Origin of the sequence: Achromobacter sp. 413638 (assembly GCF_043119405.1) — a bacterium.
Taxonomy (GTDB): Bacteria; Pseudomonadota; Gammaproteobacteria; order Burkholderiales; family Burkholderiaceae_B; genus Achromobacter.
Genome location: NZ_JBICCO010000012.1, coordinates 60,264 through 74,624, shown reverse-complemented (window position 1 = coordinate 74,624; position 14,361 = coordinate 60,264). Strand labels below are relative to the sequence as shown.

The following is a 14,361-nucleotide window of genomic DNA, read 5'->3' as shown; positions in this document are numbered from 1 at the left end:
TAACCTCAACATTACTTAAGCTATTTTGACTTGTCCCAGGCTTTCGCAGATTATCAAAGCACACTCTTTGATAAATGGCGAGAGCATCATGACGGTGAAAGCAGGAGCATGGGCCGCGGGCGTATGCGTGCTGGCGGCAGCGATAGGGACGGGGCTGTACTGGAAGTACGGCGGAGGCGGAAACAAGGGCGGCTGGGCCATGGCGCCCGCCAAGGTGGCGGTGGCGCCGGCCGTGCAGGCCGATTTCCCGGTGTCGCTCAGCGGCATCGGCTCGCTGGAGGCGACGCGCCAGGTGCAGGTGCCGGCCGAAGTGGACGGCCGGGTGGCGCAGATCCTGTTCAATCCGGGCGAATCCGCGCGTGCCGGCCAGTTGCTGGTGCAGCTGAACGACGCGCCCGAGCAGGGCGAGCTGGCCCGGCTGCAGGCGCAGGTGAAGAACGCCCGTGCGCAGCTGGACCGCAGCCGCCGGCTGCTGCCCCTGCAGGCGGCGACCCGCGAGCAGCTGGACCAGGCCCAGGCCGATTATGACCAGGCCCAGGGCGATCTCAGGCGCCTGCAGGCGCAGATCGAGCAGAAGCGCATCAAGGCGCCGTTCGACGGCGTGCTGGGCGTGCGCCGCGTCAACCTGGGCCAGTTCGCCAGGGCCGGCGATCCGCTGGTGTCGCTGACCAACACGTCCACCATGTACGCCAACCTGACCCTGCCGGAGCAGGCACTGGGCGCGCTGCGTCCGGGGCAGAGCGTCAGGGTGACGGTGGACGCCCATCCGGGCCGCGCCTTCACGGGCAAGGTCACCACCATCGAGCCGCAGGTCGATCCGGGCACGCGCACCGTGCGCGTGCAGGCCACGCTGGACAACGCCGACGGCGCGCTCGCCGCCGGCATGTACGCGCAGGGACAGGTCAACCTGCCCGCGCGGCCAGGCGTGATCACCGTGCCCGAGACGGCCGTCAGCTACTCCGCCTACGGCAATTCGGTCTATGTGGTGAATCCGGCGCAGGAGGGCAAGGGCCTGACGGTGCGCCAGGCCTACGTCAAGACCGCCGAGCGCATGCAGGGCCGCGTGGTCGTCAGCGAAGGCTTGCAGGCCGGCGACCGCGTCGTTACGTCGGGCCAGTTGCGCCTGCACAACGGCGCGGCGGTCGAGCTGAGCGAGCAGGACACGGTGGCGCTGGACGCCGCCGCGCCGGCCCAGGCCGTGGCTCAGGCCCAGTAGCGCGGAGGCCGACATGAGATTCACCGATCTGTTCGTGCGCCGGCCTGTGCTGGCGCTGGTGGTCAGCACCCTGATCCTGCTGCTGGGCCTGCGCGCCCTGAGCGGACTGCCGGTGCGCCAGTATCCGCTGACCGAAAGCACCACCATCACTGTCACCACCGAATATCCCGGCGCGTCGCCGGACCTGATGCAGGGCTTCGTCACGCAGCCGATCGCGCAGTCCGTGGCCACCGTGGAGGGCATCGACTATCTGTCGTCCTCGTCCACGCAGGGCCGCAGCGTGATCACGGTCCGCATGAAGCTGAACGCCGATTCCAACAAAGCCATGACCGAGGTGATGGCCAAGGTCAACGAGGTCAAGTACCGCCTGCCGCGCGACGCCTACGACCCGGTGCTGGTCAAGTCGTCCGGCGAGGCGACGGCGGTGGCCTACGTGGGCTTTTCCAGCTCGACGCTGTCGCTGGCCGCGCTGACCGACTATCTGTCGCGCGTGGTGCAGCCGCAGTTCTCTTCCATCGACGGCGTGGCCAGCGTGCAGCTGTACGGCGGCCAGAAGCTGGCCATGCGCGTGTGGCTGGACCCGAACCGCATGGCCGCGCGCGGCATCTCGGCCGGCCAGCTGGCCGACGCGCTGCGCGCCAACAACGTGCAGGCCGCGCCCGGGCAGGCCAAGGGCCTGTACGTGGTGTCCAACATTCAGGTCAACACCGACCTGGTCAACGTGGCCGAATTCCGCGACATGGTGGTCAAGCGCGAGGGCGACGCCATCGTGCGCCTGGGCGACGTGGCCACGGTTGAGCTGGGGGCGGCCTCGACCGATTCCAGCGGCCTGCTGGACGGCGAGCGCGCCGTGTACTTCGGCCTGAACGCCACGCCCGTGGGCAACCCGCTGGTGATCGTCAAGCGGCTCAACGAGCTGCTGCCCGGCATCAAGCAGAACCTGCCGCCCGGCACCCAGGTGCAGGTGCCGTTCGAGCTGGCGCGCTTCATCAGCGCGTCCATCGACGGCGTGATCCACACGCTGATGGAAGCCATCATCATCGTGGTGGCGGTGATCTTCCTGTGCCTGGGCTCGCTGCGCGCGGTGCTGATCCCGGTGGTGACGATCCCGCTGTCCATGCTGGGCGGGGCGGCCATCATGGCGCTGTTCGGCTTCAGCGTGAACCTGTTGACGCTGCTTGCCATGGTGCTGGCCATCGGTCTGGTGGTGGACGACGCCATCGTGGTGGTCGAGAACGTGCACCGGCATATCGAGGAAGGCAAGTCGCCGGTGCGCGCGGCGCTGATCGGCGCGCGCGAGGTGGCCGGGCCGGTGATCGCCATGACCATCACGCTGGCGGCCGTGTACGCGCCCATCGGGCTGATGGGCGGGCTGACCGGCTCGCTGTTCAAGGAGTTCGCCTTCACGCTGGCGGGGGCGGTGGTGGTGTCGGGCGTGATCGCGCTGACGCTGTCGCCGGTGATGAGTTCGTTCCTGCTCAACAGCAAGGTGTCCGAAGGCCGCATGGCGCATCTGGCCGAAGGCTTCTTCGGCCGGCTGGGCGACGCCTACGGCCGCATGCTGGACGTGTCGCTGCATCATCGCTGGGTCACTGGCCTGGTGGCGGTGGTGGTGCTGGCCAGCCTGCCGTTCCTGTACAACGCGGCTCAGCGCGAGCTGGCGCCGATCGAGGACCAGTCCACCGTGCTGACCGCGGTCAAGTCACCGCAGCAGGCCAACATCGACTACGTGGAGAAGTTCGGCAAGAAGTGGGACGACGTCATGGCGACGCTGCCCGAGCAGCGCGGCCGCTGGCTGATCAACGGCTCGGACGGCGTATCCAACAGCATCGGCGGCGTCGATCTGGTGCAATGGGACCAGCGCCACCGCTCGGCCAACGCCATCCAGGCCGACATGCAGTCCATGGTCAACCAGGTCGAGGGCAGCAATATCTTCGCCTTCCAGCTGCCGCCGCTGCCGGGCTCGACCGGCGGCCTGCCGGTGCAGATGGTGGTGATGAGCGCCGCCGACTATCCGGTGGTCTACGAGGCCATGGAAGGGCTGAAAAAGGCGGCCCGCGCCAGCGGCCTGTTCATGGTGGTGGACAGCGACCTGAACTACAACAACCCGGTGGTGCAGCTGAAGGTCGACCGTTCCAAGGCCAACAGCCTGGGCGTGACCATGAAGGACATCGGCGACACGCTGGCCGTGCTGGTGGGCGAGAACTACATCAACCGCTTCGGCATGGACGGCCGCTCGTATGACGTGATCCCGCAGAGCCTGCGCGAGCAGCGCATTTCGCCGGAGGCGCTGGCGCGCTACTACGTCAAGAGCGCCAGCGGCGCGCAGGTGCCGTTGTCGAATATGGTGTCGGTGTCGATGGGCGTGGAGCCCAACAAGCTGACCCAGTTCAACCAGCTCAACGCCGCCACTTTCCAGGCCATTCCCATGCCGGGCGTGACCATGGGCGACGCGGTGCAGTTCCTGACCAGGGAAGCGCGCAACCTGCCGGCCGGCTTCAGCTATGACTGGCAATCGGACGCGCGCCAGTTCAGCCAGGAAGGCTCGGCGCTGATGATCACCTTCATCTTCGCCATCATCGTGATCTACCTGGTGCTGGCCGCGCAGTACGAAAGCCTGCGCGATCCCTTCATCATCCTGGTGAGCGTGCCCATGTCCATCTGCGGCGCGCTGATCCCGCTGGCGATGGGCATGGCCACCATCAACATCTATACGCAGATCGGGCTGGTGACGCTGATCGGCCTGATCAGCAAGCACGGCATCCTGATGGTGGAGTTCGCCAATGAAATGCAGATCAGCCACAACCTGGACCGGCGCGGCGCGATGGAACAGGCGGCCCGCATCCGGCTGCGTCCCATCCTGATGACGACCGCCGCCATGGTGGTGGGGCTGATCCCGCTGCTGTTCGCCACCGGCGCCGGCGCGCACAGCCGCTACAGCCTGGGGCTGGTGATCGTGGTGGGCATGCTGGTGGGCACCCTGTTCACGCTGTTCGTGCTGCCCACCGTGTACACCGTGTTCGCGCGCGACCACCGCGCCGCCGGCGATACGCCGCGCGCCCGCGAGCTGGCGCTGGCGCGCGCGGAAGATGGCGCGTCCGCCTGAGGAAAACGACATGAAGCATTCGACTCTCTATCCCCGCCTGCGCGCCACGGCCGCCGCGCTGGCGCTGGCCCTGGTCGCGGCGGGTTGCGCCGTGGGGCCGGACTACCAGAAGCCGCAGTCCGCGCCGGTGACGCTGGCCAGCCCCGAGCAGGCGCTGTTCTCCAACGGCCAGTTGCAACGCGACTGGTGGAAGCAGCTGCAGGATCCGCAGCTGGACCGGTTGATCGGCCTGGCGCTGGAGCGCAACCACGACATCCGCATCGCCCAGGCCCGGCTGGCCGAGTCGCGCGCCGTGCTGGATGAAAAGGAGCTGGACCAGCTGCCGACCGTCACGGCCGGCGGCCGCTACGAGCGCAGCCTGTCGCAGACCAATCCCGGCCCCGAGGGCGAGCGCAATCTGGCCAGGAGCTATCGCGCCGGCTTCGACGCGTCCTGGGAAATCGACCTGTTCGGCCGGCTGCGCCGGGCCGCCGAGGGCGCGGCCGCGCGCAGCCAGGCGCAGGCCGCCGATCTGGCGCAGGCCCGCATCGTGGTCGCCGCCGAGGTGGCGCGCAATTATTTCGAGCTGCGTGGCGCCGAGCAGCGGCTGGCGGTGGCGCGCGCCAACCTGCGCACCCAGGAGGACAGCCTGCGCGTGATCCAGGCCATGGTGTCGGCCGGGCGCGGCGACGAGGGCGATCTGGCCAGCGCCCGCGCCGAGCTGGCGACGGTGCAGGCCAGCGTGCCGCAGCAGGCCGCCGCCCGGCGCCTGGCGCAGTACCGCATCGCGGTGCTGGCCGGCCTGCGTCCCGCCGAGCTGGGCGAACTGGACGCGGCGCGGCCGCAGGCGCCGCTGGCGGCCCGCCTGCCGATCGGCGACGTCGGCGCGCTGCTGTCGCGGCGGCCCGACGTGCTGGCGGCCGAGCGCAACATGGCCGCCGCCAATGCCGACGTGGGCGTGGCGACCGCCGAGCTGTATCCGCGCATCGACCTGGGCGGCTTTCTCGGTTTCGTGGCGCTGCGCGGCGCCGACTTCGGCAATGCCGCCAGCCGCGCCTTCAGCGTATCGCCCGGCCTCAGCTGGCCGGCGCTGCATCTGCCCACGGCGCTGGCGCGCAAGCGCGCCGCCCAGGCCCGCTCAGAGGGCGAGGTCGCGCGCTACGAGCAGACTGTGCTGCGCGCGGTGGAGGAGCTGGAAACGGCTTTGACCGGCTACGGCGAGAACCAGCAGCGCCTGGGCAGCCTGGCGCAGGCCGCGGCCCAGAGCGGCCGCGCGGCCGAGCTGGCGCAGCTGCGCTACAAGGAAGGCACCACGCCCTACCTGACGGTGCTGGACGCGCAACGTTCCTTGCTGCGCGCCCAGGACGCGGTGGCCGTGGCCGAGACGGCGTCCTACACCAGCCTGATCGCGCTGTATAAGGCGCTGGGCGGCGGCTGGCAGGCGCCGGGCGACGCGGGCGGGGAAGGGGGCGCAGCAGGGGGCGGCAAGGCCGCTGGGACCGGGACGGCCGCTGGAGCGCCGGCCGCCGCCGGCTGACCGCGGCGACGCTTCGTGGCACCATAGGCACATTTCCGGAGTTTCGCCGCGCCCATGTCAGACAGCCTGTCCTCCCAACACGCCTGGACGCCGCATCAGCCCGCCGACCGCGTGCTGATGGCGCTCAAGACGCGCGGGCCGCAGTCCATCGCCGCCATCGCCCAGACCATGGACGTGACGGCCGAGGCGGTGCGCCAGCAGATGAGCCGCTTGCATGCCGAGGGCCTGGTGGACGCGGAAAACCACAGCACGGGGCGCGGCCGTCCCACGCAGATCTGGCGGCTCACCGCCGCCGGCCACGGTCGCTTTCCGGACACGCACGCCGAAATGACGGTGCAGATGATCGGCGCGGTGCGCCAGCTCTTCGGCGACGAGGGCATCGACCGGCTGATCGGCGTGCGCGAGGCCGCCATGCGCGCCACCTATCACCAGGCCATGCTGGGCGCGAGCGGGCTGCGCGACCGTCTTGAGCGGCTGGCGCAGCTGCGCAGCGCCGAGGGCTACATGGCCGAGCTGCGCCGCGACGGTGCCGGCTTCCTGTTCATTGAAAACCACTGTCCGATCTGTTCGGCGGCAAAAGCCTGCATGGGCTTTTGCCGCAGCGAACTGGAACTGTTCCGCGACGTGCTGGGCGAGGGCGCGCGCGTCGAGCGCGTCGAGCACATCCTGGCGGATGCGCAGCGTTGCGCCTACCGGGTCAGCGCGGCGGACTGAGGCCGTTTCCGCAACCGGGCCGACCGTGAGCGCTGCGGGTCCGGAACAGACGTGCCGGACCCGCCGAGCGCGGACCCTGCTCAGCTCGCGCCCGAACCCTGTTCCCAGCCGCCCAGCGCCTTGTACAGCGTCACCGCATTGACCAGCCGGCGCTGCTGCAGGCGGATGAACTCCTGCTCCGACTCGAACAGGCTGCGCTGCGCGTCCAGCATCTCCAGGTAGTTGGCCACGCCGCGCGCATAGCGCCGCTCGGCCAGGCGCTGGCGTTCGCGATCGGCGTCGCGCACCTTGCGCTGGGCCTCGATCTGCTGGCGCAGCGCATCGCGCGCCGACAGCGCGTCGGCCACTTCGCGGAAGGCGGTCTGGATGCTGCCTTCGTACTGGGCCACCGCGATGTGCTTGCGGGTTTCGGCCAGCGACAGGCTGGCGCTGTTGCGGCCGGCGTTGAAGATCGGCAGCGTCAGCTTGGGCGCGAATTGCCAGACGCCGCTGCCCGAGCCGAACAGGTCCGAGAAGCTGCTGGCGGTGCTGCCGATGTCCGTGGTCAGCTGCACCGACGGGAAAAAGGCCGCGCGCGCCGCGCCGATATCGGCGTTGGCCGCCTTGAGCGTGTTCTCCGCCTGGCGCAGATCCGGACGCCGCGTCAGCAGCGCCGACGGCAGGCCGGCCGCCAGCGGGGTAAGGCTCTGGCTTTCCAACGGCGTCTGGTCGGCGTCGGGCGGCAGCGAGAAATCACCCGCCAGCAGGCCCAGCGCATGCACGGCCTGGCTGTGCTCGCGGCTGAGTTCGGCCAGCGTGGCGCGCGACGATTCCACCAGCATCTGCGCGGTGCGCAGGCCCATGGCGGTTTCCAGGCCGGCGTCGTAGCGGCGCTGGGTCAGCGTCAGTGTGGTCTCGCGCAATTCCAGCGTGCTGCGGGTCAGCCGCTGCTGCTCGGCCAGCGAACGCTCGTTGAAATAGGCCGTGGCGGTTTCGGCCACCAGCGACAGCGCGGCGGCGCGGTGCGCCTCGGCGCTGGCCAGGTAGCGCTCCAGCGCCGCGTCGGTGAGGCTCTTGATCCGGCCGAAGAAGTCCAGCTCGAAGGCGGTGATGCCGACGCCGGCGCGGTACTGCTGGCTGATCGCATCGCGTGACGGGCCGGGATCGGACGCGCGGCTGCGGCTGTAGCCGGCCGTGCCGTCCACGGACGGCAGCCGGTCGGCGCGCTGCACGCCGTACAGCGCGCGCGCTTCCTCGATGCGCAGGGCCGCCACGCGCAGGTCGCGGTTGTTGGCCAGCGCGGCGGCGATCCAGGCCCGCAGCGCCGGGTCGTTGAAATAGTCCTTCCAGTCCTGCGGCATCTCGGCCTGGCCGGACTGGGTGGGGGTGTCATAGGCGGCCGGCACGGGCGCGGCGGGACGCTCGTAGGTCGGCGCCATCGAGCAGCCCGTCAACGCCAGGGCCAACAGGGTCAGGGCCACGGGTTTCATGGCGTGTTCTCCAGCGGTTCGCGGTGCGGGGCCGGCTGCTTGCGACGGGCGTCCATGCCCGTCAGCCTGCCCACGACCAGGAAAAAGAGCGGCACCAGGAAAATGGCGAGCACGGTGGCGGTGATGATGCCGCCCAGCACGCCGGTGCCGATGGCGATCTGCGCGCCGGAGGCCGCGCCGCCGGCCAGGGCCAGGGGCAGCACGCCGACGCCGAAGGCCAGCGAGGTCATGATGATGGGGCGCAGCCGCAGCCGCGCCGCTTCCAGCGTGGCCGACAGCAGACCCTGGCCGTCGCGCACCAGGTCCTTGGCGACTTCCACGATCAGGATCGCGTTCTTGGCCGACAGGCCGATGGTGGCGATCAGGCCGACCTTGAAGTAGATGTCGTTGGGCATGCCGCGCAGCGTCACGCCCAGCAGCGCGCCGATCACGCCCAGCGGCACCACCAGGATCACCGCCAGCGGAATGGCCCAGCTTTCATACAGCGCGGCCAGCGCCAGGAACACCACCAGGATGGACAGCGCGAACAGCACGTTGGCCTGGTTGCCGGACAGCTTTTCCTCGTAGGACTGGCCCGACCAGGCGAAGCCGATGCCGCGCGGCAGTTCCGAAGCCAGCTGTTCCATGGCGCGCATGGCCTCGCCGCTGCTGTGGCCGGGCGCGGCCGAGCCGTTGATCTTGAACGCGGGGAAGCCGTTGTAGCGGTTCAGCTGCGGCGGTCCCATGGCCCAGTCCAGCGTGGCGAAGGCCGACATGGGCACCATCTGGCCCTGCGCATTGCGCACGTGCAGGCGCGACACGTCCTCCACGTCGACGCGGTTCTTGCCGTCGGCCTGCACCGTCACGCGGCGCACCTGGCCGTTGTGCATGAAGTCGCCGATATAGTCCGAGCCGAACATCACCGCCAGCGCGGTGTTGATTTCCTCCATCGACACGCGCATGGCCTGGGCCTTGTCGCGGTCGATGCGCAGTTGCAGCTGCGGGGCTTCGCCCTGGCCTGCGTGCGTGACCTCGGCCAGCGCCGGATGTTCGGCGGCGGCCGCCAGCAGCTGCTGGCGGGCCTTCGTCAGGGCCTGGTAGCCCAGGCCGGCGCGGTCCTGCAGCCGGAAATCGAAGCCCGAGGTCGAGCCCAGCTCCGGCAGGGGCGGCGCGTTCAGCGCCAGCACCATGGCGTTCTTGTGGTCCGCGAAGGCCTTATTGACGCGCGCGACCACGGCGTCCACGTGCATGTCCGCGCCGTGGCGTTCCTTCCAGTCCTTCAGCGTGACGAAGAACATGGCCGAGTTCGGGCCGCTGCCGTATTCGCTGAAGCCGCTGACGGAATACACGAATCGCACGGGTTCGTGCTTCATCATGTAATTCTCGACTTCCAGTACCAGCTTGCGGGTCTCGGCCTGGGTCGCGCCCTGCGGCAGGATGACCATGGCGTTGAAGCTGCCCTGGTCTTCTTCCGGCAGGAAGGAAGAGGGCAGGCGCACGAACAGCAGCGCCACCGCCGCGATCACGGCGGCGTAGGCCAGGCCGAAGCGCACCGGGCGCGACAGCACGCCGGCGACGCGCGCGGTGTAGCCGGCGGTCAGGCGGACGAAGGCGCGGTTGAACCAGCCGAAGAAGCCGCGCTTCTCGTGGTGGCCGGCCGGGATGGGCCGCAGCAGGGTGGCGCACAGCGCCGGCGTGAGCGACAGCGCCAGGAAGGCCGAGAAGGCGATCGACACCGCCAGCGTGACCGAGAACTGACGGTAGATATTGCCCACCGCGCCGTCGAAGAAGGCCATCGGCACGAACACGGACACCAGCACCACGGTGATGCCGATGATGGCGCCGCTGATCTGGCCCATGGCCTTGACCGTGGCGTCGTGCGGCGACAGGCCTTCCTCGGCCATGATGCGCTCGACGTTCTCGACCACCACGATGGCGTCGTCCACCAGAATGCCGATGGCCAGCACCATGCCGAACATGGTCAGCACGTTGATCGAATAGCCCAGGCCCAGCATCACGCCCAGCGTGCCCAGCAGCGCCACCGGCACCACCAGCGTGGGGATCAGCGTGGCGCGGAAGTTCTGCATGAACAGGTACATCACGCAGAACACCAGGGCGATGGCCTCCAGCAGCGTGGTGACCACCTTCTTGATCGAGATCTCCACGAAGGTGGAGGTCTCGTAGGGGATGTCCCAGGTCACGCCCGCCGGGAAATACTGGGCCAGCTCGGTCATCGTCTGGCGGATCTTGCGGGTGGTGTCCACGGCGTTCGAGCCGGGCGCCAGCTTGATGCCCAGGCCCGTGGCCGTCTGGCCATTGACGCGCGACAGGTACATATAGTCGGTGCCGCCCAGCTCGACCCGCGCCACGTCCTTCAGGCGCAGCGTGGCGCCGTCAGGCTGCGCGCGCAGCGGGATGTTGGCGAACTGCTCGGGCGTCTGCAGCGTTTCGGTGGCGACGATGCTGGCGTTCAGCGGCGCGCTGGCCGGCACGGCCTGGCTGCCCAGGTCGCCGATGGTGACGCGGGCGTTGTGCGCGCGCAGCGCGTTGACGATGTCGCCCGGCGTGAGCGACATGGCCGTCAGCTTGGCCGGGTCGGGCCAGATGCGCATGGCGGCTTCCGCGCCCCACAGCTGCACCTTGCCCACGCCGTCGACGCGGCGCAGGGCCTGCAGCACGTTGGACGCCGCCAGCTCGCCGAGCTGCATGTCGTCCAGGCGGCCGTCGGACTTCAGCGACACCACCAGCTGGATGTTGTCGGCGGCCTTCTCCACGCGCACGCCGTCGCGGCGCACGGCCTCGGGCAGGCGCGGTTCGACGGCCTTGAGCCGGTTCTGCACTTCGACGGCGGCCAGATCGGGGTTGGTGCCCTGCTTGAACACCAGGTTGATGCTGGCCCAGCCGGTGGAGTCGCTGCTGGCCGTGGTGTAGAGCAGGCCGGGAGCGCCGTTCATCTCGCGTTCGATGATGGCGGTGACGGCTTCCTCGACCACCTTGGCCGAAGCGCCGGGATAGCTGGCGCCCACGTTGACGACGGGCGGGGCGATGTCCGGATACTGCGCCACGGGCAGGGCCCGCAGGGACAGCACGCCGGCCAGCACGATGAGCAGCGAGATCACCCAGGCGAAGACGGGGCGATCGATGAAAAAACGCGCCATGGCGGTTTAACCTTTGTTGGAGTTTCCTTCGGCGGGAGCCTGCGCCTTGGGCGCGGCCCGCTCCACCGGTTTGATCTTCTGGCCGGGCGCCAGCTGCGAGACGTTCTCGACCACGACGCGCTCGCCGCCCTTCAGGCCATCGGTGACGACCCAGTTCGGCCCCTGTATGTTGCGCGCCGTCACGGCGACGGCCTGCAATTCACCGTCCTTGCCGGCCACAAGCACATGCGCGCCGGAGGCGTCGCGCAGCAGCGCGTCGCGCGGCACCAGGTAGGCGTCGCGGTTGATGGCCTGTTCCAGGCGCACGCGCACGTACATGCCGGGCAGCAGGTCGCGCCGCGGGTTGTCGAACAGGGCGCGCATGGTCACGTTGTCGGTGCCGGGGTCCACCGCCAGGTCGGCGAAGGACAGCGCGCCGGTGCGGGCGTACTCGGTGCCGTCGGGCAGCAGCAGGCGCACGCGCAGCTTGTCGGGTTCGATGCCCTGCAGTTGGCCGTCGCGGATCTGCTTCTGCAGGCGCAGCACCTCGGCGGCCGGCTGGGCGAAGTTGACGTAGATCGGATCGATCTGCTGCACCACGGTCAGCGGCGTGGCCTGGCCTTCGCCCACCAGCGCGCCCTCGGTCACCAGCGCGCGCCGGGCGCGGCCGTCGATGGGCGAGGTGACGCGCGCATAGTCCAGCTTCAGCTTGGCGCTTTGCAGGTTGGCGCGCGCCAGCGCCACCTGGGCGCGGGCCTGGCGTTCGTCGGCGGCGGCCTCGGCGTGGTCGCGTTCGCTGATGGCGCGGTCGCCGACCAGGTCGGCATAGCGGCGCAGCTTGTCGGCCGCGGCGGACAGGCTGGCCTGGGCGCGAGCCAGGTTGGCGGCCTCGGAATCGTAGGCGGCCTGCAGCGGCGCCGGGTCGATCTGGAACAGCGCGTCGCCGCGCTTGACGTCCTGGCCTTCCTCATAGAGGCGCGAGGTGACGATGCCGGCCACCCGCGCGCGCACTTCGGCTTCGCGGTAGGGCTCCATCCGGCCGGGCAGCTCGGAGGCGACGGCGGTGGGGGTGGCGCGGGCGATGACGATCCCGACCTCGGCGGGCGCCTTGGCTTCGTCCTGGGGCTCGGATTTGGAACAAGCCGTAATAAGAATTAATACTGACAAGGATGCGAGCGTGCGGCGGAGGACTCGTTGCTTCATTTTTTAGAAATTGTTGTAGGCGCCCGGGGCGGGCCAGATGAGGGAAAGTGCGCACTTTTCCCGGTGGGGATCGCAGTCTATCATTTAATCCGTCATGCTTGATTAAATGTTTTGTTCGAAAGTATGCTCCCGTTCGCACAATTGTTAACAGTGCGGATCGGCGGCGTTCGCATAGCGGGCGCCGCTTTTTTTTGAAGGGGCCCGCGCCGCGCAGGCGCCGCCCCGTGTCCCTTTTCCCTCAACCTTTCATTTCAAGGAGATATCCGAATGGCCCGCAAGACGAAAGAAGAATCCCAACGCACCCGCGACCGCATCCTGGATGCGGCCGAGCACGTGTTCATGTCCAAGGGGGTGGCCAACACCACCATGGGCGACATCGCCGACCACGCCGGCGTGTCCAGGGGCGCCGTCTACGGCCATTACAAGAACAAGATCGATGTCTGCGTCGCCATGAGCGACCGCGCGCTGGCCGCGGCCGTGGCGCTGACCCGGGTCCGCGCCGACGGCAAGGCGCTGGAGTCCCTGTACGCGTCGATGCTGCAATACGTGCGCATCTACTCGGAAGAGGGGTCGATGCAGCGTGTGCTGGAAATCCTCTACGACAAGTGCGAGCAGAGCGACGAGAATGCGCCGCTGCTGCGACGACGGGACATCTGGGAACGCCATGCCCTGCGCAATTCCGAAAAACTGCTGCGCGCCGCGGTGCGCAACGAAGACCTGCCCGGCGCGCTGGACGTGCGCCTGTCCAACGTCTACCTGCACTCCCTGATCGAGGGGGTGTTCGGCAGCATCTGTTGGTCCGATCGCCTGAAAGGCGATATCTGGCCGCGCGTCGAGCGCATGCTCCGCGCCGCCATCGACACATTGCGGTTCTCGCCGCACCTGCGCCTGGCGCAAGCGGCCTAGCAGCCGCCGTCAGGCCCGGCCCGAGCCTACAATCCGGCCATGACGCTCAAGCAACTCGAAGCCTTCTACTGGGCGGCCACCTGCGCCAGTTTCGCCGTGGCCGCCGAGCGCCTGCACCTGTCGGTATCGTCGCTGTCCAAGCGCATCGCCGAACTGGAGGAGGCGCTGGGCCAGCCGCTGTTCGACCGCAGCGGGCACAAGGCCGCGCTGACGGAGGCCGGCCAGCGCCTGCTGCCCCAGGCCGGCGACATGCTGGCGTCGGCCGAGCGGATCCGTGCGTCCGTGGCGCAAAGCGCCGGCCTCGTCGGGCGCTGCCGCTTCGGCGTGGGTGAACTGACCGCGCTGACCTGGCTGCCGCGCCTGATCGGCGTGGTGCGCGCCGCCCATCCCGGACTGGTGCTGGAACCTTATGTCGACATCGGCCAGGTGCTGGAGCAGCGCGTGGCCGACGGTGAACTGGATTTCGCCGTGATCGCGGGCCGTTCGTCGCGCGTCGGCATCGCGTCCGCGCCCATCGGGCAGGCGGCCTTTTCCTGGGTCGCGGCGCCTGCGGCGCTGCAAGGCGAAACCCGCATGAGTCCCGCGCTGCTGGCCCGGCTGCCGCTGGTGACGCTGCCGGAGGGCGCGGGCACCACCCGCATCATCGACGACTGGCTGGCCGGGCGCGAGGCGCCGGGCGAGCGGCTTTGCTGCAATAACTGGGGCGCCATCGCCGGCCTGCTGATCGAGGGCACCGGCGTGGGCCTGCTGCCCAGCCACTGGGCCGCCGCGCTCGAGGCCGAGGGCAGCCTGCGCGTGCTTGACGGCGAGCCGGCCCTGGCCGCGCTGCCGTATTCCTTCCAATTCCGCCGCGATGACGCGCGCGCGCTGATCACGCAGATGCGCGATGCCGTCCTGCGCGCGGCGGACTTCTCCGCGCCCTGCCGCCTGCCCTGAGCCCGGCGCGCGGCAGTGTCCGCGCCCAGGCCATTCGCGCTCGCCACGCTATACAAGCCCCGCGCGCATGGCGCAGAATCCGCCATGCGCGTGCGCGACGGGGGGATGGGCCTGGCGTCGCGGCGTCGCTTCGGGTTGCCTGCACAGGCCGGACCGGAATGCCGGAACCCGCCGGCGGG

General features: G+C 69.5%; 9 protein-coding genes. 6 read left to right on the top strand and 3 right to left on the bottom strand.

Annotated features, from left to right (window positions below; all coding sequences use genetic code 11):
• The first annotated feature begins 88 nt into the window (after nucleotides 1-88).
• Genes ACEU5R_RS07510 through ACEU5R_RS07495 form a run of 4 tightly spaced genes read left to right on the top strand, consistent with a single transcriptional unit; the run spans nucleotide 89 to nucleotide 6,552 of the window.
• Nucleotides 89-1,216, top strand: a complete 1,128-nt coding sequence (locus ACEU5R_RS07510) for an efflux RND transporter periplasmic adaptor subunit (protein WP_392409690.1) — start codon at nucleotides 89-91, stop codon at nucleotides 1,214-1,216.
• Between the two features lie 13 nt (nucleotides 1,217-1,229).
• Nucleotides 1,230-4,322 carry a MexW/MexI family multidrug efflux RND transporter permease subunit gene (locus ACEU5R_RS07505; protein ID WP_392409689.1) on the top strand — a complete coding sequence of 1,031 codons (3,093 nt, stop codon included), beginning with the start codon at nucleotides 1,230-1,232 and terminating at the stop codon, nucleotides 4,320-4,322.
• Between the two features lie 10 nt (nucleotides 4,323-4,332).
• Nucleotides 4,333-5,838: an efflux transporter outer membrane subunit gene (locus ACEU5R_RS07500; RefSeq protein WP_392409687.1), complete on the top strand. Its 1,506-nt coding sequence runs from the start codon at nucleotides 4,333-4,335 to the stop codon at nucleotides 5,836-5,838.
• 54 nt (nucleotides 5,839-5,892) lie between these two features.
• Nucleotides 5,893-6,552, top strand: a complete 660-nt coding sequence (locus tag ACEU5R_RS07495) for a helix-turn-helix transcriptional regulator (RefSeq protein WP_392409686.1) — start codon at nucleotides 5,893-5,895, stop codon at nucleotides 6,550-6,552.
• A gap of 80 nt (nucleotides 6,553-6,632) precedes the next feature.
• On the opposite strand, the gene oprZ is transcribed toward ACEU5R_RS07495, so the two are convergent.
• Genes oprZ through ACEU5R_RS07480 form a run of 3 tightly spaced genes read right to left on the bottom strand, consistent with a single transcriptional unit; the run spans nucleotide 6,633 to nucleotide 12,340 of the window.
• Nucleotides 6,633-8,021, bottom strand: coding sequence for a multidrug efflux RND transporter outer membrane subunit OprZ (gene oprZ, locus ACEU5R_RS07490; protein WP_392409685.1), 1,389 nt, complete (start codon nucleotides 8,019-8,021; stop codon nucleotides 6,633-6,635).
• Nucleotides 8,018-11,158 (bottom strand): multidrug efflux RND transporter permease subunit, encoded by a 3,141-nt coding sequence (locus ACEU5R_RS07485; protein WP_392409684.1) that lies wholly within the window; start codon nucleotides 11,156-11,158, stop codon nucleotides 8,018-8,020. The genes oprZ and ACEU5R_RS07485 overlap by 4 nt, the downstream gene beginning before the upstream one ends.
• Before the next feature lie 6 nt (nucleotides 11,159-11,164).
• A complete protein-coding gene (locus ACEU5R_RS07480) occupies nucleotides 11,165-12,340 on the bottom strand; it encodes a MexX/AxyX family multidrug efflux RND transporter periplasmic adaptor subunit (protein ID WP_392409683.1) in 1,176 nt (391 codons plus the stop codon).
• 267 nt (nucleotides 12,341-12,607) lie between these two features.
• On the opposite strand from ACEU5R_RS07480, the gene axyZ reads away from it, so the two are divergent.
• Nucleotides 12,608-13,246, top strand: a complete 639-nt coding sequence (gene axyZ, locus ACEU5R_RS07475) for a multidrug efflux transcriptional repressor AxyZ (protein ID WP_103273049.1) — start codon at nucleotides 12,608-12,610, stop codon at nucleotides 13,244-13,246.
• Nucleotides 13,247-13,285: 39 nt separating this feature from the next.
• Nucleotides 13,286-14,182, top strand: coding sequence for a LysR family transcriptional regulator (locus tag ACEU5R_RS07470; RefSeq protein WP_392409682.1), 897 nt, complete (start codon nucleotides 13,286-13,288; stop codon nucleotides 14,180-14,182).
• Nucleotides 14,183-14,361: the final 179 nt, after the last annotated feature.